Origin of the sequence: Cellulomonas taurus, from assembly GCF_012931845.1 — a bacterium.
Classification (GTDB): domain Bacteria; phylum Actinomycetota; class Actinomycetes; order Actinomycetales; family Cellulomonadaceae; genus Cellulomonas; species Cellulomonas taurus.
The window spans coordinates 1,346,432-1,368,298 of sequence record NZ_CP051884.1; the positions used below are offsets into that span (position 1 = coordinate 1,346,432).

General features: G+C 73.2%; 22 protein-coding genes. 14 read left to right on the top strand and 8 right to left on the bottom strand.

All coding sequences use genetic code 11. The annotated features are described in order from the left end of the window. Window positions 1-3: 3 nt before the first annotated feature. Genes HGK68_RS06230 through HGK68_RS06245 form a run of 4 tightly spaced genes read right to left on the bottom strand, consistent with a single transcriptional unit; the run spans window position 4 to window position 2,031 of the window. Window positions 4-339 carry a hypothetical protein gene (locus HGK68_RS06230; RefSeq protein WP_169165184.1) on the bottom strand — a complete coding sequence of 112 codons (336 nt, stop codon included), beginning with the start codon at window positions 337-339 and terminating at the stop codon, window positions 4-6. Continuing rightward, window positions 339-1,367 (bottom strand): DUF6177 family protein, encoded by a 1,029-nt coding sequence (locus HGK68_RS06235; protein WP_169165185.1) that lies wholly within the window; start codon window positions 1,365-1,367, stop codon window positions 339-341. Before HGK68_RS06235 ends, HGK68_RS06230 begins: the two co-directional genes overlap by 1 nt. After that, complete coding sequence (locus HGK68_RS06240) at window positions 1,367-1,675, bottom strand: hypothetical protein (RefSeq protein WP_169165186.1); 309 nt, start codon at window positions 1,673-1,675, stop codon at window positions 1,367-1,369. Before HGK68_RS06240 ends, HGK68_RS06235 begins: the two co-directional genes overlap by 1 nt. 14 nt (window positions 1,676-1,689) lie before the next feature. Beyond that, window positions 1,690-2,031, bottom strand: coding sequence for a WXG100 family type VII secretion target (locus tag HGK68_RS06245; RefSeq protein WP_206155814.1), 342 nt, complete (start codon window positions 2,029-2,031; stop codon window positions 1,690-1,692). 189 nt (window positions 2,032-2,220) lie between these two features. Between HGK68_RS06245 and HGK68_RS06250 the strand changes: the two genes are divergently transcribed. Genes HGK68_RS06250 through HGK68_RS06280 form a run of 7 tightly spaced genes read left to right on the top strand, consistent with a single transcriptional unit; the run spans window position 2,221 to window position 10,623 of the window. Beyond that, entirely contained in the window at window positions 2,221-2,778 is a 558-nt protein-coding gene (locus HGK68_RS06250) for a T6SS immunity protein Tdi1 domain-containing protein (RefSeq protein WP_169165188.1), read from the top strand. Continuing rightward, window positions 2,778-3,572: an FHA domain-containing protein gene (locus tag HGK68_RS06255; protein ID WP_169165189.1), complete on the top strand. Its 795-nt coding sequence runs from the start codon at window positions 2,778-2,780 to the stop codon at window positions 3,570-3,572. The genes HGK68_RS06250 and HGK68_RS06255 overlap by 1 nt, the downstream gene beginning before the upstream one ends. Then, complete coding sequence (locus HGK68_RS06260; RefSeq protein ID WP_169165190.1) at window positions 3,569-4,078, top strand: hypothetical protein; 510 nt, start codon at window positions 3,569-3,571, stop codon at window positions 4,076-4,078. The genes HGK68_RS06255 and HGK68_RS06260 overlap by 4 nt, the downstream gene beginning before the upstream one ends. Beyond that, window positions 4,075-5,340, top strand: a complete 1,266-nt coding sequence (locus tag HGK68_RS06265; protein WP_169165191.1) for an EsaB/YukD family protein — start codon at window positions 4,075-4,077, stop codon at window positions 5,338-5,340. The genes HGK68_RS06260 and HGK68_RS06265 overlap by 4 nt, the downstream gene beginning before the upstream one ends. Beyond that, window positions 5,340-6,149, top strand: a complete 810-nt coding sequence (locus HGK68_RS06270) for a MinD/ParA family ATP-binding protein (RefSeq protein ID WP_169165192.1) — start codon at window positions 5,340-5,342, stop codon at window positions 6,147-6,149. Before HGK68_RS06265 ends, HGK68_RS06270 begins: the two co-directional genes overlap by 1 nt. Continuing rightward, on the top strand, window positions 6,146-10,075 hold the full coding sequence (eccCa, locus tag HGK68_RS06275; protein ID WP_169165193.1) for a type VII secretion protein EccCa: 3,930 nt from the start codon (window positions 6,146-6,148) through the stop codon (window positions 10,073-10,075). Before HGK68_RS06270 ends, eccCa begins: the two co-directional genes overlap by 4 nt. Then, window positions 10,072-10,623 carry a hypothetical protein gene (locus HGK68_RS06280; protein ID WP_169165194.1) on the top strand — a complete coding sequence of 184 codons (552 nt, stop codon included), beginning with the start codon at window positions 10,072-10,074 and terminating at the stop codon, window positions 10,621-10,623. Before eccCa ends, HGK68_RS06280 begins: the two co-directional genes overlap by 4 nt. A 14-nt stretch (window positions 10,624-10,637) precedes the next feature. Here the strand turns inward: HGK68_RS06280 and HGK68_RS06285 are convergent, their stop codons facing one another. The 4 genes from HGK68_RS06285 to HGK68_RS06300 form a co-directional block, all read right to left on the bottom strand. Further along, complete coding sequence (locus HGK68_RS06285; RefSeq protein ID WP_169165195.1) at window positions 10,638-10,886, bottom strand: helix-turn-helix domain-containing protein; 249 nt, start codon at window positions 10,884-10,886, stop codon at window positions 10,638-10,640. Between the two features lie 12 nt (window positions 10,887-10,898). Further along, the gene (locus HGK68_RS06290; protein ID WP_425483676.1) at window positions 10,899-11,522 is read right to left on the bottom strand and encodes a hypothetical protein; all 624 of its coding nucleotides are present in this window, start codon (window positions 11,520-11,522) and stop codon (window positions 10,899-10,901) included. A gap of 264 nt (window positions 11,523-11,786) precedes the next feature. After that, window positions 11,787-13,517 (bottom strand): DUF222 domain-containing protein, encoded by a 1,731-nt coding sequence (locus tag HGK68_RS06295; RefSeq protein ID WP_169165197.1) that lies wholly within the window; start codon window positions 13,515-13,517, stop codon window positions 11,787-11,789. A gap of 65 nt (window positions 13,518-13,582) precedes the next feature. Beyond that, the gene (locus HGK68_RS06300) at window positions 13,583-15,115 is read right to left on the bottom strand and encodes a GNAT family N-acetyltransferase (protein WP_169165198.1); all 1,533 of its coding nucleotides are present in this window, start codon (window positions 15,113-15,115) and stop codon (window positions 13,583-13,585) included. Window positions 15,116-15,622: 507 nt separating this feature from the next. Between HGK68_RS06300 and HGK68_RS06305 the strand changes: the two genes are divergently transcribed. The 7 genes from HGK68_RS06305 (at window position 15,623) to HGK68_RS06335 (ending at window position 21,831) form a co-directional block, all read left to right on the top strand. Beyond that, on the top strand, window positions 15,623-16,615 hold the full coding sequence (locus tag HGK68_RS06305) for a methionine ABC transporter ATP-binding protein (protein WP_169165199.1): 993 nt from the start codon (window positions 15,623-15,625) through the stop codon (window positions 16,613-16,615). Further along, window positions 16,612-17,289, top strand: a complete 678-nt coding sequence (locus HGK68_RS06310; protein WP_169165200.1) for a methionine ABC transporter permease — start codon at window positions 16,612-16,614, stop codon at window positions 17,287-17,289. The genes HGK68_RS06305 and HGK68_RS06310 overlap by 4 nt, the downstream gene beginning before the upstream one ends. A 40-nt stretch (window positions 17,290-17,329) precedes the next feature. After that, a complete protein-coding gene (locus tag HGK68_RS06315) occupies window positions 17,330-18,178 on the top strand; it encodes a MetQ/NlpA family ABC transporter substrate-binding protein (protein ID WP_169165201.1) in 849 nt (282 codons plus the stop codon). An 84-nt stretch (window positions 18,179-18,262) separates the two neighbouring features. Continuing rightward, window positions 18,263-19,111 (top strand): PRD domain-containing protein, encoded by an 849-nt coding sequence (locus HGK68_RS06320; RefSeq protein WP_169165202.1) that lies wholly within the window; start codon window positions 18,263-18,265, stop codon window positions 19,109-19,111. An 85-nt stretch (window positions 19,112-19,196) separates the two neighbouring features. Further along, window positions 19,197-20,393: a hypothetical protein gene (locus HGK68_RS06325; protein ID WP_169165203.1), complete on the top strand. Its 1,197-nt coding sequence runs from the start codon at window positions 19,197-19,199 to the stop codon at window positions 20,391-20,393. Window positions 20,394-20,425: 32 nt separating this feature from the next. Continuing rightward, entirely contained in the window at window positions 20,426-21,106 is a 681-nt protein-coding gene (locus tag HGK68_RS06330; protein WP_169165204.1) for a TetR/AcrR family transcriptional regulator, read from the top strand. Beyond that, window positions 21,103-21,831 carry an SDR family oxidoreductase gene (locus HGK68_RS06335; RefSeq protein ID WP_169165205.1) on the top strand — a complete coding sequence of 243 codons (729 nt, stop codon included), beginning with the start codon at window positions 21,103-21,105 and terminating at the stop codon, window positions 21,829-21,831. Before HGK68_RS06330 ends, HGK68_RS06335 begins: the two co-directional genes overlap by 4 nt. Window positions 21,832-21,867: the final 36 nt, after the last annotated feature.

The window sequence follows — 21,867 nt, forward strand, 5'->3', positions numbered from 1 at the left end:
TCCTCAGATCCGGTTCCGCACCACGCCACCGACCAGGGTGGCGAGTTCGTCGGCCACCGCGCGACCGGCGGTGGGGTCCCCGAAGGGAATGGTCAGGTCGGTCCACAGTCCGTACCGCGCCGGGGGATCGGCGACGGTTGCTGCGGCCTCGGTGGTGTCCACGATCCGCCGGGACGCCCACACGCTGAGCAGGCCCCGGCCGTCGGCGTCCAGCACCTGCCGGATCGCCCCGTCGTGGAACTCCAGGAAGCTGCCGTCCGGGTGGGCGCCCGCCGCCGCCCGGGCCAGGGTGTCGGCGGTCGGCGCGACGTCGGAGAACAGCACGAGTTCGGTCGGCATCAGCTGGCTCCGTCCATCCCGATCGCGGTGGCGATCCGCTCCGGCCCGATGTCGTGCGCGAAGGCCAACAGCTGCGCCCACAGTCCGATGTCCGGGCGGCTGAACCGCACCAGCACGCTTGGCGTGCGCGGACGGCCCAGGACCGTCAGGTCGTACTGCGCGCGCAGGGCGTCCAGGTCGAGGCCCAGGTCGTGCACGCCGCGCGGGCCGATCAGCACGGCCAGCGGCACCTCGGGCTTGGCCCCGTTCGGCCGGGTGTCCAGCCCCGCCTCCATCTCGGCGAGGGAGACGAAGGCGATGGTGGGCTGATGCTGCTCCGCCACGGCTGTCAGGGCGGTGGTGGCGGCGGTCAGCACCGGTTCCAGCCGGGTGGGGTAGCTGCCGGTGCGCACGCCGCCCTTGACGTGGTGCAGCAGTCCGCTGCGGGTCCGGGCCACGTCCAGGTCGACGAAGCCGTCCCCACCCCGGGAGTGCACCACCGCGCTGACCGGCATCTGGCGCCGCAGGTCGTCGGTCACCGCCTGCGGGTCCCAGGGGGCGAGCAGCGGTTCGGCGGCTCCCCAACGCTCCGGGACGACGCCGCCCAGCCCGGTCAGGACGGTCTCGGCGAGCGGCCCCACCGTCACCTCGGCGGTGGCCCGGGTGTGGGCGTGCACGTCGAACAGCAGTACGCCCTCCCGGGGGCTGGTGCGCTCCGGCTCCCACTCGTAGCCCGGCAGGCGGGCCCGGTCGGTGCCGGACCGCCGCCACAGGTCCTCGACCGCGTCCACCGCGTAGCCGGACAGCCCGTCGAACACGCCCCGGTCGGTGCGCACCAGCCAGTAACCGCCGCTGCGGCGCATGGCGGCCACCACGAACGGCGACAGCGAGGCGTCGCCGGTCGTGAGCAGCACCGGCTTGAGGCCGTCGGTGACGGCGGCCTCCAGGAACGTGGCGAACGGGGTGGTGAGCAGCACCCGCCGGGCGTTGCTGCTGAAGAGCGAGTACTCCTCGGTCCACTCGTCCGCGACGGGGTGGACGACGTGCATCAGTCCGGGATGGCGGCGCCGGCCCGCTGCAGGCCGCGGCGGGCGATCTCGTCGTTCTCGGCCAGCGAGTTCCGGATGGCGGAGATGATCCCGCGCACCTCGGTACCGGCGGCGTTCCACTGCGCCTCGACCCCGGCGTAGCGGTCGGAGACACCGTCGGCGGAGTACACCGCCATCGCGGCCTTGACGTCCTGGTCGCGGCGGGCGAGGGCTGCCTCCAGGGCAGCGGCGGCCCGCTCGAAGTTCGACTGCGCCGACTGCGAGGCGGCGATGTCGTAGTCGTTCCGGTCGATCTGGTTGCTCGACATGGCGATCCTCCTGCTCAGCGGGGGGCGAACTTGGACGTGTCGGCACCGGCGAAGTCCGCGGCGCCCTCGGCGGAGTGGTGGGTGTCGGCACCCTCGTCGGCCGCGGTGACGAACGCCAGGTTCTGACCGGAGATCGACTGGGTGATGCCCACCAGGGCGTTCGACAGGGTGGCGGCGACCTCGTCGGTGCGCTCCTTGAACGAGTTGAACGCGCCCTTGGCGGTGCCGTTGAAGGTGCCCTCCAGCGGTTCGGCCGCGTCCACCAGGTTCCGGACCAGCTGCGCGAGGTCATCGGATTCGGTGGAGGTCTTGCGGCCGAGCACCTGCAGTGCGTCGGCTTCCATGGCGAACTTCATGGCTCTCCTCCTAGGCTGACCGGCGGTTTGGCATGCTTGAACCGGTATGAGCGAGTAGGGCGATTTGTCCGACCCCGCGCACGACCGTAAACGACAATCGTCCTGACTGCCAGATACACGCGACTCGACTCGCGGATGTCGCCCGTCCAGGTACCGTCGGGCCGACGCCCCGCCCCCGCAAGGAGACCGATGCCGACGTTTCCCCAGTTCAGCCAGGCCGCACCCCTGTCCGCCGAGGCATTGGACCGTTACGCCGGACGGGTGCCGGAGCCGGTGCTGCGCGCCTGGTCGGAGCACGGAACCGGCCTGATCGGCGACGACGGCTACGTCCGCCTCCTGGACCCTGACCACGCACTTCAGATGCTCGACGGCGTGATCGGCATGCCGGAGGGCACCGTGCCGGTGTTTGTCACCGGAATGGGTGACCTCCTGCTGTGGATCGACCCGGTGTTCCATTTGGTGAGATTCCGCTGGGGGACCATCGAGCCGTTCAGCGCCGACCCCGAGCAGTTGATCGCCGACCTGCAGCAGCCGCAGATGCTGGACGACATCCTCGAACGGCGCCCGTACACCGCCGCGCTGCCCCGGCTCGGCATCCCCACCATCGACCAGTGCTTCGGCTACGTGCCGCTGCTGCCGCTCGGCGGCTCCACCGATCCCGACCGGCTCGACCTCGGCGGGCTCTGGGAGCACCTGGCGCTGATCGTCCACATGGTCGGGCTGCCCCGGCCCCGCCAGCTGAGCTGATGGACGTCCGGGCGTTCCGCGGGGCGGCCGACGGCGCAGAGCTCACCCGCATCTCCGGCGGCGACCGCTCGGTGGTGCCGGCCGAGGCGCTGCTGGCCGGGTCCGTGCCGCCGCAGGGGTGGCGTCGGGGCTGGTTCGCCGTCGACTGCGTGCTGATCGTGCTGGTCGGGTCGACCGCACTGCTGCACTGGGCGCTCGGACTCGTCCTGGTACTCGCGCTGATCGCCGCCGGCATCGACGACCTGACCCGCACCGGCCGCACCCCCGGCCAGCGGCTGCTCGGTCTGCGCACCGTGGACGCCGACACCGCCCTGCCGCCGCGGCGGGGGATGCAGCACTGGGCCACGGTGGATCTGCGCCGGGGCGCGGACCCGCTGGCGCTGATCCCGCTCGCTGTGCCCCGACTGCCCGGTGGTCCGGACCGCTGGTCGCCGCGCCGGGCCGAGAACGCCGCCGCGGTGGCGGTGCTGGTGGACGACGGCACCGTGCTGGCGATCAACGGGGCGACGGTGCTCGGCCGGTCGCCGGAGGCCCCCGCGGATGCCCGCTACGGCGTGGCCCGGGTCACCGACCTCAGCCGCACGCTGTCCCGCAACCACGTCCTGCTCGAACCGGTGGACGCCGGGGTGCGGGTCACCGACCTCGGATCGGCGAACGGCACCGCCGTGGCCGCGCCGGGCGAGACCTTCGCCGCGCTCACCGCCCACCAGCCGGTCGAGGTGCCCCTGGGCGCCAGGATCGCGATCGGTGAACGGGTGCTGCTGCTCGCCGACCCGACGGGGGTGACCGGATGATCGACCGGGATCAGATCCTGCTGGAATCGACCCGCACCCACCGGGAACGGGTCAGCTCCGCACTGATGTTCGGCGCCCTGGACCAGCGGCGGGCGGTGCCGACCAACCTGGGCCGGTTCGTCGGCTCGGTGGTGCTGGCGGCGGTGGCCGGGGTGGGCTGCCTCGGGTTCTCCTTCGTGAAGGACCAGCTGGACAGCCGCCGGGAGACCTCCGCGGTGGAGTCCCTGACCGCCGCTCTGGCCGCCAACCCGCTGACCGCCTCGGAGTACCTGGTCGAGGACGAGGCCAGCGGTTATCTGCGCGACCAGCGCACCGGCGAGCTGATCGACCCGCGTACCGGCTTCCCGGTGGACGAGTCCACCGGCTATGTCCGCAGTCCCGACGGGCGCTGGATCGACCCGCGGACCAGTTGGTACGTCGATCCGGCGTCCGGCTATCTGACCGACCCGTCCAGTGGCGTGACCGTCGACCCGGTGTCGATGCGTGTGGTGGAGGAGAACCAGTGAGCGGGTACACCCGGCTGACAGTGCAGGGCGCCGCGCGGAAGGCCGACGTGGTGCTGCCGGACGACGAGCCGGTCGCCGCGCTGCTGCCGCCGCTGCTGGACCTGCTGGCCGAGGACCGTTCCGGTTCCGGTCGCCCGGTCACCCTGACCACGCTGCTCGGCCAGCAGGTGGACCTCACCCGCACCCTGGCCGAACAGGAGCTGGCCCAGGGCACCCTGCTGCGGGTGGTGCGGGTGGACCAGGCGCCGCCGCCGCCGGAGGTCGCGGACGTGACCGATGTGGTGGCGCAGGCGCTCGCCGACCGGGCCGACCGCTGGCGTCCGGTGTGGTCGCTGACCGCCCTCGCGGGTGTGGCGGCGGTGACCGGCTGGTTCGCCGTCCGGGAGCTGGACCGGGGCACCGGGGCGCTCGCCGTGCTGGTCGCCACCCTGCTCGCCGCGCTGCTGGCCCGGTTGCACCGCGCCGGACCCGCCTGGGTGCTGGCAACCGCCGCTGGTGGTGGCGCTGTCGCGCTCGCCCCGCTGCTGGGCTGGGACGCCCCGGTGGCACTGCTGGTCTGGGGCCTGCTGGGTGCCATCGCCGGGATCGTCGGCGGACTGGGCGCGGGCGCGATGTCCGCCGGACTCGGTGGTGGCACCGCCGTGCTGCTGACCGGTCTGGCCCTGGTGCTGCCGCCGGTGGCCACCGACGCGGGCGCGCTGGCGGCCGCCGGGGTGCTCGCGGTGCTGCTGCTCGGGGTGCTGCCCGGACTGGCGATGACCGGCTCGGGGCTGAACGGCCTGGACGACCGGGCCGTCGAGGGGCGCCGGCCCGAACGCCGTCGGGTGCTGCACGCGGTCACCGAGACCTACCGGGCGCTGACCTGGGCGACGGTCGCCGCCGCCGGTGTCGTCGCGATCACCGGCTGGCTGCTGGTCCGCGGCGACGTGGTGTGGTCCACGGTGCTCGGCGGGGTGCTCGGTGTCCTGGTGCTGCTGCGTGCCCGGGTGCTCCCGCTCGCGCCGCAGCGGTTGGCGCTGATCGCCGCCGGGGTCGCCATCGCGGTGGGCTGGACGCTCACCCGCGACCAGCAGTCGGTGCTGATCGGCTCCGGGGTCGTGCTGCTGCTGGCCGCCGTGATCGCCGGTTCCGCGGCCGCCGGCCCGCTGGCGGCCCGGTTGCGCCGACTCGCCTCGGTGATCGAACTGCTCTGCGTGCTCGCCACGGTGCCGCTGCTGCTGGCGATGCTCGGTGTGTTCGGCGACCTGGTCGGGACGTTCTGATGGGGGTGGTCGCCCGGGTGCTCGCCTCCGCGCTGCCGGACCGGGTCGCCGAGTTCACCGCGCTGGACGCCCAGGTCCGGGCACCGCTGGCGCTCAGCAGCCGGATCGGCGTGGTCGGTGTCTCGGCCGGAGCCGGGTGCTCCACCGTCGCCGGGATGCTGGCCTCCACCCTGGCTGCGCGCCGCGAACACCGGGTGCTGGCGGTCAACGCCTCCGCCGGGAACCGGTCGTTGCTCTGGCACGCCGGGTGCACGGTCGCCGCCGGGACCACGGTGGAGAAGGACGCCACCCGCCGCGCCGCCCGCAGCGGCGAGGAGGTCACCGCCGGTCTGGTGCGCACCCCGGTGGGACTGCACTGCCTGGACCTGGCCGACGACGCGGGCCCGGTGCCGGACGGTCGCTGGTGGCGTGCGCTGGGACCGGCCGGACGGTTCTTCGACCTGGTGGTCACCGACTGGGGCGCCCGAAGCGGTGCCGACGTCGGCGCGGCGGTCTCCGCCAGCTCGGTGCTCTGCGTGGTCGCCGAGGCCGAACGCGCAGCCTTGCAGCACGCCGTCGACCTGGCCACCGCCACCCGACTCCCCGCGGTCATCGCCGCCGTCGACCTGCGGGGTGCCCGGCCGCGGTGGCTGCGCGAACTGGCCGCCCACTCCCGGATCCCGGTGGTGCCGGTGCCGCACGACCCCAGTCACGGCGCTCCGCGCCCGGTGTCCTCGGCGCGGCTGTCCGCGGCGACCAGCCTGGCCACGCTGCGCCTGAGCGCCCTGCTGGTGGCCGCCGCCGGACCCGGCCTGGAGATGGCCCGATGACCGCGACGATCGTGCACCGCCCCACCCGCTCGACGGTCCCGCTGTCGGCGCCGGGGGAGAAGGTGGTGGCGGCCCCGCCGCCGATGGAGGACGACCGGGGCGGACGCACCCCGCTGCAGTTCCTGCTGCCCGTGGTCGGGGCGATGTCCTCGGTCGTGATGATGGTGGTGCTGCGCAACGGCCAGCCGCTGTTCCTGGTCGTCGCGGCGCTGGTCTTCGTGGTCGCGATCGTCGGCGGCGTCGGCTTCGCGCTGACCAGTCGTGGTCGGGCCGCCCGCCAGGCCCGCAACCGGCGCGAGCAGTACCTGGACTACCTGGAGCGGCTGCGCGGCGAACTCACCCAGGAGTCCGCCACCGCCCGTGCCCGCGCCGTCACCCTGCATCCGGATCCGCCCGCGCTGGCCGGGGTCGCCCGTGATCCCGCCCGGGTCTGGGAGCGCCGCCGCCGGGACGCCGACTACCTCAGCGCCCGGGTCGGGGTCGGCCCGGTGCCGTGGTTCGAGCTGCGGGTGCCGCCCCCGGAGTCGCCGGTGCAGCCGCACGACCCGCTGATGTCGGCCGAGGTCGAGCTGGTCACCGAGCAGTTCGCCCGGGTGGACGGGATGCCGGTGCCGGTCGACCTGCGCTCGGCCGGGGTGATCGCGGTGGTCGGTGACCGGTCCCGTACCGTGCCGCTGGTCCGCGCCATGCTGCTGCAGCTCGCGGTGGCGCACAGCCCGGACGACCTGAGCATGGCCGCCGCCTACGGCGAGGACCGGGCGAGCGAGTGGGCGGGGTTGGACCTGCTGCCGCACACCCAGGATCCGGACGTCTTCGACGGACCGGTGCCCGCCCGTCGGGTCGCCCCCGATCTGGGCACTCTGAGCCGGGTGCTCGGCCGCACCCTCGGCGAGCGGTTGCAGCACGCCCGGGCCGCCCGCCGCACCGGTGCCACCGTCGTCCCGGCCGCTCGGCTGCTGGTGGTGGCCGACGACCACGGTGCCCGCGCCGGGACCCTGGCCGCCCCCGGCGGTGACCCGCGTGCGCTCGGGATCGCCGTGGTGCACCTGGTCGACGATCAGCTGGACGAGCCGGAGGATGTGGACGTCCGGATCGTGCTGAGGGAGGCCGGTGCCACCCTGACCACCGCTCCGGGCACCGCCGCCGCCACCGAGACCCCGTTCACCCCGGACCTGGTCGGTGGCGCGCTGTTCACCGCCACCGCCCGGGTGCTGGCCGCCCTGCGCACCGCCCAGGTGCTGGCCCCGGACGAGGACGACGACCGCACGCCCGCGGTGCACGACCTGCTCGGCATCGACGGCCCCGGCGCCCTCGACCCGGAGCTGCTGTGGGCCAGTCGCGGCCCGGAGGACTTCCTGCGGGTGCCGTTCGGCTGGGACGACTCCGGGAACCCGGTGGAGCTGGACCTGAAGGAATCGGCCCAGCTCGGCATGGGGCCGCACGGCATCTGCGTCGGGGCCACCGGCTCCGGCAAGTCGGAGATGCTGCGCACCCTGCTGCTCTCCTTGGCGCTGACCCACCCGCCCGAGGACCTGGCGATGATCCTGGTCGACTACAAGGGTGGTGCCGCCTTCGCCCCGCTCGGGCCGCTGCCGCACCTGGCCGGGCTGATCGACAACCTCGCCGACGACGCCCAGTTGACCACCCGTGCCCGCTCGTCCATCGCCGGGGAGGTGCTGCGCCGCCAGCGGATCCTCAAGGAGGCCGGGTCGCTGTCGTCGATCACCGCCTACCGCCGGCTGCGGGCCACCGAACGCCCGGACCTGCCGCCGCTGCCGCACCTGTTCCTCGTGATCGACGAATTCGGTGAGCTGCTCACCGCCGAGCCGGAGTTCATCGACCTGTTCCTGCAGATCGGCCGGATCGGGCGGTCCATCGGCGTGCACCTGCTGCTGTCGAGCCAGCGGGTCGAGGGCGGCAAGCTGCGCGGCCTGGACACCTACCTGTCCTACCGCCTCGGCCTGCGCACCTTCTCGGAGAGCGAGTCGCAGGTCGTGCTGAACACCGCCGACGCCTACCACCTGCCCGCGCTGCCCGGCTACGGCTACCTCAAGGTCGACACCAGCGTCTACACCCGGTTCCGGGCCGGCTACGTCTCCGGTCCGGCTGGCCGGGTCGAGGAACCGGCGGTCAACGCCACCGACCTGGTGCTGCCGGTGCCGACCTACAACGGGCTGCGCGGACGCGGCAGTGGCAGCGCCGTCGGGGTGGTGCCGGAAGACGACCAGGGGCCGTCCCTGGTGGACGAGGTGGTGCGCCGACTGCGCACCCCGCAGCGGGCGGTCCGCCCGGTGTGGCTGTCCCCGCTGCCCGACCGGCTCGGCCTCGGAGCCGTGGTGGACCAGGCGGACCGGGGTGGGGTCGGCCTGTCCGCGGTGATCGGACTGGTCGACGACCCGGCCCGGCAGGCGCAGGAGCCCTGGCGGCTGGACCTGACCCGTTCCGGTGGTCACGTGGCCGTGATCGGCGCGCCGCAGTCCGGTCGCACCACCGTGCTGCGCACCCTGGCATCGTCCCTGGCCCTCACCGCCACCCCGCGCCAGGTCGCCGTCTACGGCATGGACCTCACCGGTGGCGGGCTGGCCCGGATCGAGGGCTTCCCGCACGTCGGCGGGGTCGCGACCCGTGCGCACCGCGAACGCCTGGTCCGGTTGCTAGAGGAACTCACCGGCATGCTGCGCCAGCGGGAGACGGTGTTCCGGGAGCGGGGCATCGACTCCATCGCCCAGCTGCGTGCCTGGCATGCCGAGGGCCGGGTGCCCGAACTCCCCGCCGCGGAGGTCGTGCTGCTGGTGGACGGCTACGGCCAGCTGCGCAGCGACTTCCCCGAGCTGGAGGACCCGTTCGTCTCGGTGCTGCAGCGCGCCGCCTCCTTCGGCATCCACCTGGTCCTCGGCCTGACCCGGTGGAGCGACGTGCGGATGGCGCACCAGTCGCTGATCGGCACCCGGATCGAGCTCCGGCTGAACGACCCGGCCGACTCCTCGGTCGACCGTAAGCTGTCCGCGACCATCACCCCGGAGACCCCCGGTCGGGCGCTGCTGGACGACAAGCGCTTCGGTCAGATCGCGCTGCCGGTGCTGGACGCGGTCGCCGACGACGCGGTCGGGGTCGAGCTGGAGGAGCTCGCCGCCCGCACCGCCGCGTCCTGGTCCGGCCCGGCCGCCGCGCCGATCCGTCTGCTGCCCACCGTCGTCGACCCCAGCGACCTGCCGGACCGGTTCGACGAGCCGGAGGCGGTGCCGATCGGTCTGCGGCAGGACACCATGGAGGCGGCGCTCTGGGAGCTGACCGCCGACGAACCGCACCTGCTGGTCCTCGGCGACACCCGCTCCGGGAAGTCCACCCTGCTGCGGACCCTGGCGATCGGGCTGCAGGACCGGTTCACCGCGGACGAGGTCACCATCGCGGTGATGGACGTGCGCGGCCAGGTGCCGGATGTGGTCGGTGAGGACTACCTCGCCGCCCACGCCCGCAGCCCGCAGCAGGCCCGTGGGCTGGCGGCCTCCATCGCCGCCGAACTGGAGAAGCGGCCCACCCGCGACGAGCGGACGCGCTCCCGCGAACCGCGGATCGTGCTGCTGGTGGACGACCACGACGTGATCGCCGCCGGGGGAGTCGACCCGCTGGAACCCCTGCTGCCCTTCCTGCCCAGTGCCCGCGACCTCAAGCTGCACGTGGTGCTCACCCGGCCGGTCGCCGGTGCCGGGCGCGCGATGTTCCAGCAGTCGTTGCAGGGGGTGCGGGACACCGGCGCGTCCACCCTCATCATGTCCGGCGAACGCTCCGAGGGACCGCTGGTCGGCCGGGTGCACGCGGAGCGGTTCCCGCCCGGCCGTGGTCGCCTGGTCCGCCGCGGTCAGGCGCCGTTCATCGTGCAGACGGCGCTCACGCCACTGCCGACCGAGCCGGGTGAGGACGCATGACCACCGTGACCGTGGTCGGCACCGGGGGCGGGGTCGGCGTCACCACGCTGGCAGCGCTGGCCTTCGCCGCGCTCCGCGACCACCCGCAGGGTGCGCCGTGGCTGATCGGTGCACCGGAGGGTGACCTGGTGCAGCGCGCCGGGGGCGATCAGGTGCCTCGGGTCAGGGTCGAGCACACCGTCCGCGACGCCGGGGTGCTGCGCGCCGACGCACCGGTGGCCGGGCTGATTGCCGAGGGCAGCGCGCTCGCCGTGGCGACCCCGTGGTCCCCGATCGGCCTCGCCGACGCCCGAGCGGTGGTGGACCGCGTGTCCGCCGTCGACCCGACCGCCGTGCGCCGCACCGCGGTCGTCCTGGTCGGGCGCCGGGGGTGGCGCGGTGGCCGCAACGGGGCCGATGCCTGGCCCGACGCGGTGCCGGTGCTGCACCTGCCCTACGACCCGGCGCTGCACCGGCCGGGACCGGTGCCGGGTCCGGACGCCCTGGGCCGGGCCGGGCGCGAGGGTGTGGCGGCATGGCAGGAGCTGGTGGCCCGGCTGCTGGGCTGACCGCGTCCCGGGAGCTAGGGCGTCGGTCCCGATCCCGGTCGCGGGGTGACGACCAGGAGGTCGCCGATCTGGCAGCCCAGCACGTCGCAGATCGCGGTCAGGGTGGAGAACCGGATCGCCTTCGCCCGGTCGTTCTTCAGCACCGACAGATTCACCACGGTGACGCCGACCAGCTCCGACAGCCGGGCCAGCGTCATCCCGCGCTCGGCCAGCAGCTCGTCCAGTCGGCAGTGCACCCGCCCGGTGTCCTCCAGCGGTGGCATCAGACCAGGCCCTCAGCGTCGCGCTGCATCCGCTCGCCGGCCCGGAACACCGCCGCCAGCCCACCGATCGCCATCGCCGCCATCACCGGGGTGTAGTCCAGCGGCATCCGGGCGGCGTCCGACACCACCGGGTCGCCGATGGTGGCCAGCGCCCAGTTCGAGGTCATCACGGTGAACCCCAGCTGCGCTGCCCAGCCTCCGGCGACCACCAGCGAGACCGCGGTGACGATCTTGGTCGCCGTGGGCGAGAAGAACTGGCCGTTCAGGATATTGCGGCACAGCGCCAGCACCAGCAGGGCGACCGCGATCGTCGCCAGCGGCACCACCGCCACCGCGCCGAGTGCGAGCAGTCGCACGAACACGGGCATGTCCGACACCGGTACCGTCGCCGCGCCGATCTGCGCGGGCACCGCAGCGCCGTCCGGTCCGATCGGCAGGGTCAGCTGGACGCCCCGGAGCAGCACCGTCACGTCGACGTCCTGGTTCGGCAGCAGGCGCACCACACCGCGCACCAGGACGATCAGGTTCCACACCACCGCCGCACCGCCGACGATCAGCACGCTCCACAGATCGGCCGGTCGCGCGAACCACGGCTGCTGTTCCTGCTGCATGACCCCACTCCTTGCATATCGACACTCGATAACATCGAGAAACGATATGGGCGGGGCCGCGGCTTGTCCAGGCAGGCGGCGGCGTGTGTGGCTCGGCGGGGCCGGGATGTGCCTGGGTGTGGTGGGATGCGCGAGGTCCGGCAGGGTCGGGGTGCGCCTGGGTGTGGTGGGACGTCAGTGGTCCGGTAGGGGCCGGGATGCGCCGTGTTCGGCGGGATGGGAAGTCCCCGGGCCGAAGGTGCCGGTCCGGTCTCGGCCAGCGACTACGGATGTGCCCCGTCCGCGGTGCCTAGAACGGTGGCATGCCGTCACGAGCGTCGAGTTCCGCCTGGGTCAGGGCATTCTCGCGTGTGGACGGGGCCGCAGCGGTGGATCGACCGGCAGCGTCACTCCGGCCACCCCGGCCGGCCCCGCTGGCTCCGAGCAGCTCGCCGGCACGATCCGCTCCCGGCCGCAGGCGGTACCGATGCCCGGTCGGGGTCAGCCACTCGAACACCCCCGGCTCCGGCTGGCGCAGCACGAAGCCGGCGCCGGACTTGAGTCGGTGGTCACGGCGGCACAGCGGTCCCAGGTTGTCGGCGGAGGTGCTGCCCGGTGCGGGTGGGTCGGTGCCGGGCGGTGTCGACGCTCGGCCGTGGAACTCGATGGTGTGGTCGAGGTCGCAGCGTTCGGCGGCGACATCGCATCCGGGTCGCGCGCACCGCCGGTCGCGGGCGCGGATGTGCGCCGCGAGCGGCGCCGGTGGTCGGTAGCGGGTGCGGCCCACGTCCAGGACGGCGCCGGACGGGGGATCGGTGACCAGTCGACGCCAGGTCGCGTCCGCCGCGAATGCCAAGTCCCGGGTCTGGTCGGCGTCGATCGGACCGAAGCCGTGCAGGTCGCCCGGAGCATCGTCCTGACCGAGCAGGGTGCTGAGCGCCACGGTGACATGCACGGTCGTGGCCTCGTGCGGCCGGGTGCAGCGGTGGCGCGGGTCGGGCAGGCGGTGGTCGTCCGGCGTGGGCAGGCACTGTGGGCCGCGGTCGGGCAGGCGTCGGTCATCGTGCTCTGAGCGCGCGCCGAGCGGGCCCGTGCTGTCGACGTCGAGCGAGCGGACCCACTCCGGGGTATCGAGCACCAGGTCGCGGAGACCGTCCGCACGCAGCTGATCCAGGGTCCGCGGATCACCCGCGGATCGTGCGCGGCGGGCGGCACTGTCCATCAGTCCGTCGATCCGGGCGGCATCGTGCGCGGGCAGCACCCACCACATCGCGGCCATGCCGTCCGCGAGGCGCAGCGGGTGGGTGAGCTTGCGCTCCCGGCGGGCCGCGCGGTGGCGGTCGACGGCGTGGGCACCGTCGACCTCACTCAGCACGCGGTCGACGTCGCGCCGCAGCTGCGTGACCGTGCGTCGACCGGCATCGGGCAGCACCCGGTCCTGGACCTCCCACGCGACCTCACCATCGACGCCCCGCAAGCGGTCGACGAGGATCCGTGCCCGTCGCGCGTCGATCGACCCGGCACGCAGCGCGTCGCCGGTGGGGGCGAGGAGGCCGTCGTAGGCGATCCCCTCGGCGACCAGGCCGGCGGCGGCGCGGCGTGATGCGGCCAATCGCATCGCCAACTCGTCACCCGCGACGCAGCCGTCCTCGGGGCGGGTGCTGGGCGAGCCGGTCGGACGCATGGCCGGGCGGCGGGCGAGAGCGGCGGCGTAGGAGGTCGACTGCGCGTGGGCCCAGGCGGCCAGCCGTTCCGCGGCGGCGACCATCTCGACCAGTTCGCCGTCCGACAGGGCGCTGGGGTCGGTGAGGTCCAGCAAGGTGGTCAGCGCCGGGCCAGGGGCGACGGTGCTGAGCTGCCGGGCCCACGCGCTGAGAGCGGCGTCGTCGTCCGGCGAGCGGTCCGGATCGTCACGGAACGAGCGCGCGAACAGGAGCTGCCAGACCGCGTCGTCCGACGGGCTGCCCAGGGCCGCGAAGCCCGGTGCGCGCGTGTCGGACACCGTGGTGTCTCGGCGTCGTTCACGCAGGTCAGCTCCCATGAAACGACCCTAGACCCGACCACTGACACGGCCCGGACCATGTCGGGCACAGCGGGCGGTCCCGCTCATTCGACAGCCGTCGCACGCGCGGCGTCGACCGACTCGATCTCGACAGTCGCCCGCCCGCTCTCGGCTCGCCCTCCCGCGACGATCGCACCCGCCCGCGGACGTTCCGGCCGGTCCGCCCCGGGCGCCGCCGGAGGGGTGTCGACGCGCACGGCCGTTCCGGCTCGCCCCGCGCCGCGACCGACCCGCCCGGCGTCGCTCACCTGGCCGGTGCGACCGTCCGCGCCGACCCGCCCGGCGTCGCTCACCTGGCCGGTGCGACCGTCCGCGCCGACCCGCCCGGCGTCGCTCACCTGGCCTGCCCGACCGTCCGCACCGGCCCGCCCGGCGTCACTCGCCTGACCGGCCCGACCGTCCGCACCGGCCCGCGTTTCGCTCGCCCCGACCCGTGCCCGCGCAGCCTCGACCCGCCGCGCCAGCGTCCCCACCCGTGCGCCCAGCGGCCACCCCGCGACGATCGCCCGGGGCAGCAGCCCACCGGTCGCCACCACCAGGTCGACCTGCGGCCGTCGATCCGGGAACAGTCGCGCCCCGACCGTGTACCGCTCGTCGAACCCGGGGTCGAACAGCGGTGCGTCCGTCGCGGTGAACACGTGGGTCAGCGCCGCGAGGCGACCGAGCACCCCCGGGCTGAACCGGTGGAACCGCTCGGCGTAGGCGTCCAGGAACCCGAAGTAGGAGTCACCCGAGCGCAGCAGGTAACCGATCCACAGCGTGTGCTCACCGGCCCGCAGCCGCAGTCCGACCAGATCCCCGTCGGCCCGGAAGGCGGCGACCACCTCCCGGAACCAGCGCTCCCGGCGCGGGTGGAGGTGCAGGGCCGCACCACCGTCGGCCGCCTGGCCCTTCCATCCGGCCTGCTGGAGCGCCACGAATTCGTCGTCGAGCGCGGGGTCGTCGCTCAGCAGGTCGACCACCGGCGCGGCGCCGACCTCCCGGACCAGGCCGCGCAGTCGTCGCCGGACGTTCTTCGCGTCGTCCGGCACCAGGTGACCGAGCAGCAGCGGGAGCGGTCCTGGTTCGACGGCGGGGGAGCGGCTGAGCACGGTGTGGCGCAGGGCGATGGGTGCCTGGGCGCGACGTCGCTCGACCGTGCCGAACCGCGCCCCGGCGCACACCGCTGCCACGGCATCGGCCACCGGTCCGTCCTCCGGCAGGTGTTGGAGTTGGATCAGGCCCGGCAGCCCGCCGGAGCGCAGACCGGTGAGCAGAGCGCGCAGGGCGGCGGCGGGGCGGTCCCGGTCGAGCAGGGGGTGGTGTCGGTCGGCGTGGCTGGTCATGAAGTCGCCGCCGGTGGTGGTGGTGCGCCCGGGCAGGCGGTGGGGCATCGACTTGGTGGTGACGGCGAGGACGCCCTGCCACTCGGTGCCCTGGTCGGCGACGACCAGGCGCAGGTCCCGGGATTCGGGGAAGCCGGAGCGGACGGTGTGCAGGAAGCGCGGGTCCAGGAAGGCGTTCGGGCTGACCGCGCGGGCAGCGAGTCGCTGCCAGGCAGCCAGATCGTCTGCGGTCAGGTCGGCGAGGTCGATCACCCGTGTCCGCACTGCTGCCCCCGATGGTCGCGTCGCCCGCCCGGTGCAGGCGAATGAAAACTAGGGGCGACGGGGGTGGTTCCGGGAGAGCAAACGGGTGACGATATCGGGTGAAATCGGACATCGGCCCATATGGCCCATCTCGCCAAACGGACAGGGCGGCCTGCGTGCGGCGCCGAGAATGAACCTCTGACCTGCACGTTCATCAGGACTGGAGGTGCGATCGTGCGTCGTGTCGCTAGCTCTGTCCATCATGCGGACAGCTGTCTCATGCGCATCGAACCGGTTGCTACCGTCCCCGTCATGAGCAGCCGCCGCAGCACCGAGCGTGGCTGCTGCATGCCCGCGGACGTCGCAGTCCGCGGCTGCTGTTGTCGGTTCTGACCCGACCCCGGCCCACGGCCCCCGGCACCGCAGGTGCCTCCCGAGCTGCTTCGGACGTTCGCTCTCCGGTGACCCGCTCGGCGTCCGGCGAGACCCGCCCCCTCCCTGCCTGAAGGGCAACCCATGTCAGCTCCGCGCATCCAGATCTCCGGTCTGCGCAAGGTGTACGGCTCCGGCGATCGCGCCGTCGTCGCCCTGGACGGTGTCGACCTCGCGGTGGCTCCGGGCGAGATCCACGGGGTGGTCGGTCGGTCGGGCGCGGGCAAGTCGACCCTGATCCGCTGCCTCACCCTGCTGGAGCGACCGACCGAGGGCAGCGTGGTCGTCGACGGTGTGGATCTGTCCACCCTGTCCGAGCAGAAGCTGCGCACCGCGCGCCGGGCGATCGGTCTGGTGTTCCAGCACGTCAACCTGCTCGACTCGCGGACCATCGCGGCGAATGTCGCCTACCCGCTGGAGATCGCCGGGGTGGGCCGCGCCGAGCGTCGACGGCGGGCGCTGCAGCTGCTGGAGCTGGTCGGACTCGGTGACCGTGCCGACGCCTACCCGGCGCAACTGTCCGGCGGGCAGCGTCAGCGGGTCGGGATCGCCCGGGCGTTGGCCGCCGAACCGGCCGTGCTGCTCTGCGACGAGCCGACCTCCGCGCTGGACGGCGAGACCACCCGGCAGATCCTGGCGCTGGTCCGGGAGCTGCGGGACCGACTGGGCATCTCGGTCATCGTCATCACGCACGAGATGGCCGTGGTCCGGCAGGTCTGCGACACCGTGACCCTGCTGGAGGGCGGACGGGTGGCGCAGCACGGGGCGGTGCGCGACGTAGTCGCCGATCACGGCAGCCGGCTGGCGCGGGAGCTGATCCCAGTGCCCGAGCTGCCGGTCGGCGCCGAGCGTTCACTGCTGGAGGTGAGCTTCGACGACGGCCACACCGCGGTGCGGGACGTGCTCGCCGTGGTCGCCGGCCTCGGCGCGGGGGTGCAGGTCGCCGCCGGCGCGATCGAACAGGTGGCAGGACGCAGCGTCGGCCGTCTGCAGCTCGACGTCCCCGCCGCCGACCGTGACCAGGTGCTGACCGCCCTGCACGCCGCGGGCCTGACCACGACGGAGGCGACCCGATGAGCTGGTGGCAGGACCTGATCGACAACCCGGTGATCCAGCAGAAGCTGCCCGAGGCCACCCTGGAGACGCTGTACATGGTCGGGCTGTCCGGGATCCTGACCGGCCTGTTCGGGGTGCCGCTCGGTCTGCTGCTGCACGCCAGCTCGTCCGGCGGCCTGACCCCGAACCGCCCGGTGAACGCCGTGGTCGGGTTCGTCGCGAACATCATCCGGTCGATGCCGTTCCTGATCCTGATGATCGCCCTGATCCCGCTCACCCGGCTGATCGTCGGCACCACCTTGCAGTGGCAGGCGGCCGTGGTGCCGCTGACCATCGGTGCCGTCCCGTTCTACGCCCGCCTGGTGGAGACCGCCGTCCGGGACGTCAATCCCGGCAAGGTCGAGGCCGCCCGCGTCATGGGCGCCACCCGGGTCAACATCGTGTGGCACGTGCTGCTCCGGGAGGCGCTGCCCGCCCTGGTGTCCAGCTACACCGTCACGCTCATCGCCCTGCTCGGCTACTCGGCCATGGCAGGCGTGATCGGCGCGGGTGGCCTCGGCGCCCTCGCCATCTCCTACGGCTACCAGCGGTTCGACAACGGCGTGATGTTCGCCTGCGTCGTGGTGCTGGTCGTCATCGTCGTGGTCGTCCAGGCCATCGGCGATCACCTGGCCCGGCGGCTCGACCACCGCTGAGCCTGTCGTCACCTATCCACCAACCGTCCGGGAGGACATGATGAGGAAGACCTGGGGAGCCATCGCTCTCGCTGCCGCCACCACGCTCGCCCTGACGGCCTGCTCCAGCGGCGACTCCGGCTCGGACGACGCGGCCACCGCCGGCACCACCGAGAACGGCGTGACCACGCTCAAGGTCGGCGCCAGCCCCACCCCGCACGCCGAGATCCTGGAGTTCGTGCAGGACAACCTGGCCGCCGACGCCGGGCTGAACCTGGACATCGTCACCTACGACGACTACGTCCTGCCGAACACCGCGCTCTCCGAGGGTGACATCGACGCCAACTACTTCCAGCACCTGCCGTACTACACCGCGCAGGTCGAGGAGCAGGGCTACGACTTCGACCACTTCGACGGCATCCACATCGAGCCGTACGCGGTGTACTCCAACAAGTGGGACGACATCGACGCGGTGCCGGACGGCGCGAAGTTCGGCATCACCAACGACCCGGGCAACCAGGCGCGTGCCCTCGACCTGCTGGCCGAGAACGACCTGATCACCCTGGCCGACACCGGCGACGCCGACCCGACCCTCCTGGACATCGAGGACAACCCGAAGAACTTCGAGTTCATCGAGACCGCCCCCGAGTCCCTGGTCCGCGCCCTGGACGACGTCGACCTGGCGATCATCAACGGCAACTACGCCCTCGAGGCCGGTCTGAACCCGGTCGAGGACTCGCTGCTGATCGAGTCCGGCGAGGACAACCCCTACGCCAACTTCCTGGCCGTCCGCGCGGAGGACAAGGACAACGCGTCGCTGGTGAAGCTGGACGAGCTGCTGCACTCTGATGAGGTCAAGGGCTTCATCGAGGAGCGGTGGCCGGACGGCGAGGTGCTGCCGGCGTTCTGATCGGCGGATCGACGCCCCGGGTGCAGGTCGCCCGGGGCGTCGTCGTGTCTGGACCCGGACGCCCCCGAAGTGCGACCGTGACCCGTGCGGATCACCAAGGTGTTCAACAACAACGCCGTCCTCGGCCTCGATCCGGTCGGCGGGGAGCGGGTGCTGCTCGGCACCGGCATCGGCTTCGGCGTGCGCCCGGGCGACCCGGTGGACGCGTCGCTGATCGGCAAGACCTTCGTGCCCACCCACGGCACACCACCCGAACGCCTGGTCCGACTCCTCGCCGACATCCCCGCGGACGACCTCGACCTGGCTGCCGAGGTGCTGGAGGACGTGCAGGACGTCCTCGGCCCGGACGCCGCGGAGCACGTCCTGCTGCCGCTTGCCGACCACCTCAGCTTCGTCCTGCGCCGCACCCGGGACGGCGCCCCGGCCATCGAGTACCCCCTGCAGTGGGAGGTCCCCACTCTGTACCCGGCGGAAGCGGCGCTGGCCCGACGCGCGCTGCGGGTGGTCGAGCGGGTCCGGGGCGTGCGGCTGCCGGACGCCGAGGCGGTGCCGGTCGCGCTGCACTTCGTGAACGCCCAGCTCGGCACCGCCGACATGTCGCAGACCGTGCAGCTCACCCGGGTGCTCACCGAAGTGCTCCAGCTGATCGCCGACGACCTCGGGGTACGGATCGACCCGGACGCGACCGTCACCGCGCGGTTCATCACGCACCTGCGCTACCTGGTGGTCGACCTGCGGGCGGAGCGCGCGCCGCGCTCGGCACCGGACGACCAGATGGCCGCCGCACTGCGGGACGCCCGGCCCCGGGAGTGGGGGACAGCCGAGCGGGTGGCGGCATTGGTCGGCGAGCGGTTCGGGCGGACGGTGGATCCGACGGAGGTGCCGCTGCTGGCGCTGCACGTGGATCGGTTGCGCTCAGAGGGTGATCGCTGACGATTCCTGCCCGCGGGTCGGGCCATGCTCCCTAGGGTCGACCCACTGATGGAGGGGGAATCGCGTGACCTATGCGCCGGGTGTCGTGTCTGACCTGTTGGACGCCGTGATCCGCAGTGCGCGGACCTTCCATCGGCTTGAGCACCTCGGTCGCCGTGGGCCGACCTCGACGTTGAAGGAGGAGACGATCACCGATCTCCTGCTCGCCGAGCTGCAAGGCCGCGAGTTCGAGGTCGTCGGCAGGTGCCCACGCTGTGGCGGGGAGTGCCCCGACTGGACCGGGTCGCCCCGGCGGCCGATGCGGGTCCGGGCTAAGGCGCTGACCAAGTATCAGGAGGGCGGGAACTCCGCGCACGGAAAGGCACCGACGGGCGCCGACTTCGTGCTGGCGATGCGTGGCACCGACGGCCGCGAAGTGCTGATGTTCGTCCAGGCCAAGCGGGCGGTGCCGGGAAAGAAGTCCCTGGTGGAGGCGGATCAGTACCGCGCGCTGCTGCGGGCCGCCACGGACCATCACGCGGTGCCGCTGTACGCGTTCTATGTCCAGCAGCCTGACGCCCACACCAGCACGGACACCAGGTGTTCCCGGCACGTGTCCGCTGCTGAACGGTCGATCGTGCTGGTGATGGCGGGGGAGTCCGGCACCGCCGACTACCTCCCCGGACTGTCCACCGTGGACCTCCTCTCGCGTGGACTTCCGCTGCGTTGTCTGGGTGGGTGTCCGACCGTGGGGTCGACGGAACGCGCTCCGGTGGTCGAGCGCGCCGACGCGTTCATCCGGGCCCTTGACTCCGACTACCGACCGAGGGAGCGGGTCGACCGGTCCGACGATGGCGCGCCGCCGGATATCCCGGACGGTGCGGCAGTGGTGTACGACGACGGGGCGTGGCGGGTCGGTCGGGTCGATGCAGCCGAGGACCAGGTGCTCGTGGTGCGCCTGGGGGCCCAGGCGGTGGCCGAGGAACCCGATCGGACCTGCATCGGCTGGGGACAGGGGATGACCGCGGATCAGGTGCGGGACGCGGCGCGGATGTGGTGGAAGCTCAACCAGGCGCGGGCGGCACGGGTGCGCCATCTGGTCGCCGTGGCCGAGGGTGAGGTGGTGGGGGTGTACGACGTGGTGGCGGACCCGCGGTCGGAGTCGGTCAACGGCGTGCACCGGATCGCCTTCGAACTCGTCGACGCAGCATCGGATCGGCGGCGGGAGCTGTCTGCGTTGGTGGCGGCACATCCTGCGAAGTCCGGTGCCCGCAATCCGGTCCGCTACCTGTCGCTGGCATAGCGGCGATACGCTCGGCGCGTTATCGTTGATACGTGCCCACCCGCTCCGCCGTCCTCGACCACGCCGCCGCCCTGCTCGCCGCCTCACCCACCGGTGAGATCGCCACGCGAGCCGTCTGCGACGCGGCGGGCATCACCCAGCCGGTCCTCTACCGCCAGTTCGGCGACAAGGACGGCCTGCTGGCCGCCGTGGTCGATCACGTCTGGGAGCAGTACCTGGCCACCAAGCGGGCTGCCCAGCACTCGGCCGACCCGGTGGACGACCTGCGGGTCGGCTGGGCCAACCATGTCGCGTTCGCGCTCGCGCACCCGCATGCCTACCGCCTGCTGTTCGGCACCGAGCTGAGCACGCGGCCGGAGGCGTTCGCCGAGGCGTTGGGGCTGCTGCGCGGCATCCTGGACCGGGTCGCCGCGCAGGGTCGGCTGCGCGTGGCACCCGAGGTGGCCACGCCCCTGGTGATGGCGGCCAACTCCGGACAGTGCCTGGCGATGATCCTGCGGCCCGAGACCTCGCCCCCTGGCACCGACCTGGCCCTGCGCGACCTGCTGTTCGGCGCCCTGATCGCCGACGACGCGGTGCACGACCCGGCGGCGGTCGCCGCCACCACGCTGCGCGCCACCGTGGCCACCGACAGTCGATTCACCCCCGCTGAGGCCGGTCTGCTCGACGACTGGCTCACCCGATTCCAGCACCCCGTCCAGGAGGAACGATGAGCATCCGCACCGCACTCGTGACCGGCGGCTCCGGCGGCATCGGCCGTGCGGTCGCCCGGCGTCTGGCAGCCGACGGCATGGCGGTCGCCGTGCATTACGCCGGGAACCGGGTGGCCGCCGACTCGGTGGTGGCCGAGATCCGCGCCGCCGGGGGACGGGCGCTCGCGGTCGGCGGCGATGTGGCCGACGAGCAGGTGATGTCCGACGCCTTCGACGCCACCGAGCGCGAGTTCGGCGGGATCGACGTCGTGGTGCACACCGCGGGCATCATGCGCCTGGCGCCGATCGCCGAACTCGACCTGGACGAGTTCGACCGGATCAGCCGCACCAACATCCGCGGCACCGTGGTCGTCGCCCAGCAGGCCGCCCGGCGGGTGCGGACCGGGGGAGCGATCATCACCTTCTCCACCAGCGTCACCCGGACCAGCTTCCCGACCTACGGCGCCTACGTCGCCAGCAAGGCGGCGGTCGAGGCGCTCAGCCTGGTGCTCGCCCGCGAACTGCGCGGCCGGGGCATCACCGTGAACACCGTCGCCCCCGGTCCGACCGCCACGCCGTTGTTCCTGGACGGGAAGGATGAGCAGACGGTCGAGAACCTGGCCCGGGCGGTCCCGCTGGAACGGCTGGGCCAGCCGGAGGACATCGCCGAGACGGTCGCGTTCCTGGCCGGCCCGGCGCGCTGGGTGAACGGTCAGACGATCTTCACCAACGGCGGACTGGCCTAGCCCGGGCGCGCCGAGGGGAGCGTGGTGGCCGGGTCG

Bases quoted from the DNA above. Each gene is read 5' to 3' on its own strand.
- HGK68_RS06310 (WP_169165200.1), top strand. From the start codon at position 16,612: ATGAGCTGGTGGCAGGACCTGATCGACAACCCGGTGATCCAGCAGAAG.
- HGK68_RS06280 (WP_169165194.1), top strand. From the start codon at position 10,072: ATGACCACCGTGACCGTGGTCGGCACCGGGGGCGGGGTCGGCGTCACC.
- HGK68_RS06295 (WP_169165197.1), bottom strand. From the start codon at position 13,517: ATGGGAGCTGACCTGCGTGAACGACGCCGAGACACCACGGTGTCCGAC.
- HGK68_RS06250 (WP_169165188.1), top strand. From the start codon at position 2,221: ATGCCGACGTTTCCCCAGTTCAGCCAGGCCGCACCCCTGTCCGCCGAG.
- HGK68_RS06255 (WP_169165189.1), top strand. From the start codon at position 2,778: ATGGACGTCCGGGCGTTCCGCGGGGCGGCCGACGGCGCAGAGCTCACC.
- HGK68_RS06285 (WP_169165195.1), bottom strand. From the start codon at position 10,886: ATGCCACCGCTGGAGGACACCGGGCGGGTGCACTGCCGACTGGACGAG.
- HGK68_RS06335 (WP_169165205.1), top strand. From the start codon at position 21,103: ATGAGCATCCGCACCGCACTCGTGACCGGCGGCTCCGGCGGCATCGGC.
- HGK68_RS06305 (WP_169165199.1), top strand. From the start codon at position 15,623: ATGTCAGCTCCGCGCATCCAGATCTCCGGTCTGCGCAAGGTGTACGGC.
- HGK68_RS06260 (WP_169165190.1), top strand. From the start codon at position 3,569: ATGATCGACCGGGATCAGATCCTGCTGGAATCGACCCGCACCCACCGG.
- HGK68_RS06245 (WP_206155814.1), bottom strand. From the start codon at position 2,031: ATGAAGTTCGCCATGGAAGCCGACGCACTGCAGGTGCTCGGCCGCAAG.
- HGK68_RS06235 (WP_169165185.1), bottom strand. From the start codon at position 1,367: ATGCACGTCGTCCACCCCGTCGCGGACGAGTGGACCGAGGAGTACTCG.
- eccCa (WP_169165193.1), top strand. From the start codon at position 6,146: ATGACCGCGACGATCGTGCACCGCCCCACCCGCTCGACGGTCCCGCTG.
- HGK68_RS06230 (WP_169165184.1), bottom strand. From the start codon at position 339: ATGCCGACCGAACTCGTGCTGTTCTCCGACGTCGCGCCGACCGCCGAC.
- HGK68_RS06315 (WP_169165201.1), top strand. From the start codon at position 17,330: ATGAGGAAGACCTGGGGAGCCATCGCTCTCGCTGCCGCCACCACGCTC.
- HGK68_RS06240 (WP_169165186.1), bottom strand. From the start codon at position 1,675: ATGTCGAGCAACCAGATCGACCGGAACGACTACGACATCGCCGCCTCG.
- HGK68_RS06270 (WP_169165192.1), top strand. From the start codon at position 5,340: ATGGGGGTGGTCGCCCGGGTGCTCGCCTCCGCGCTGCCGGACCGGGTC.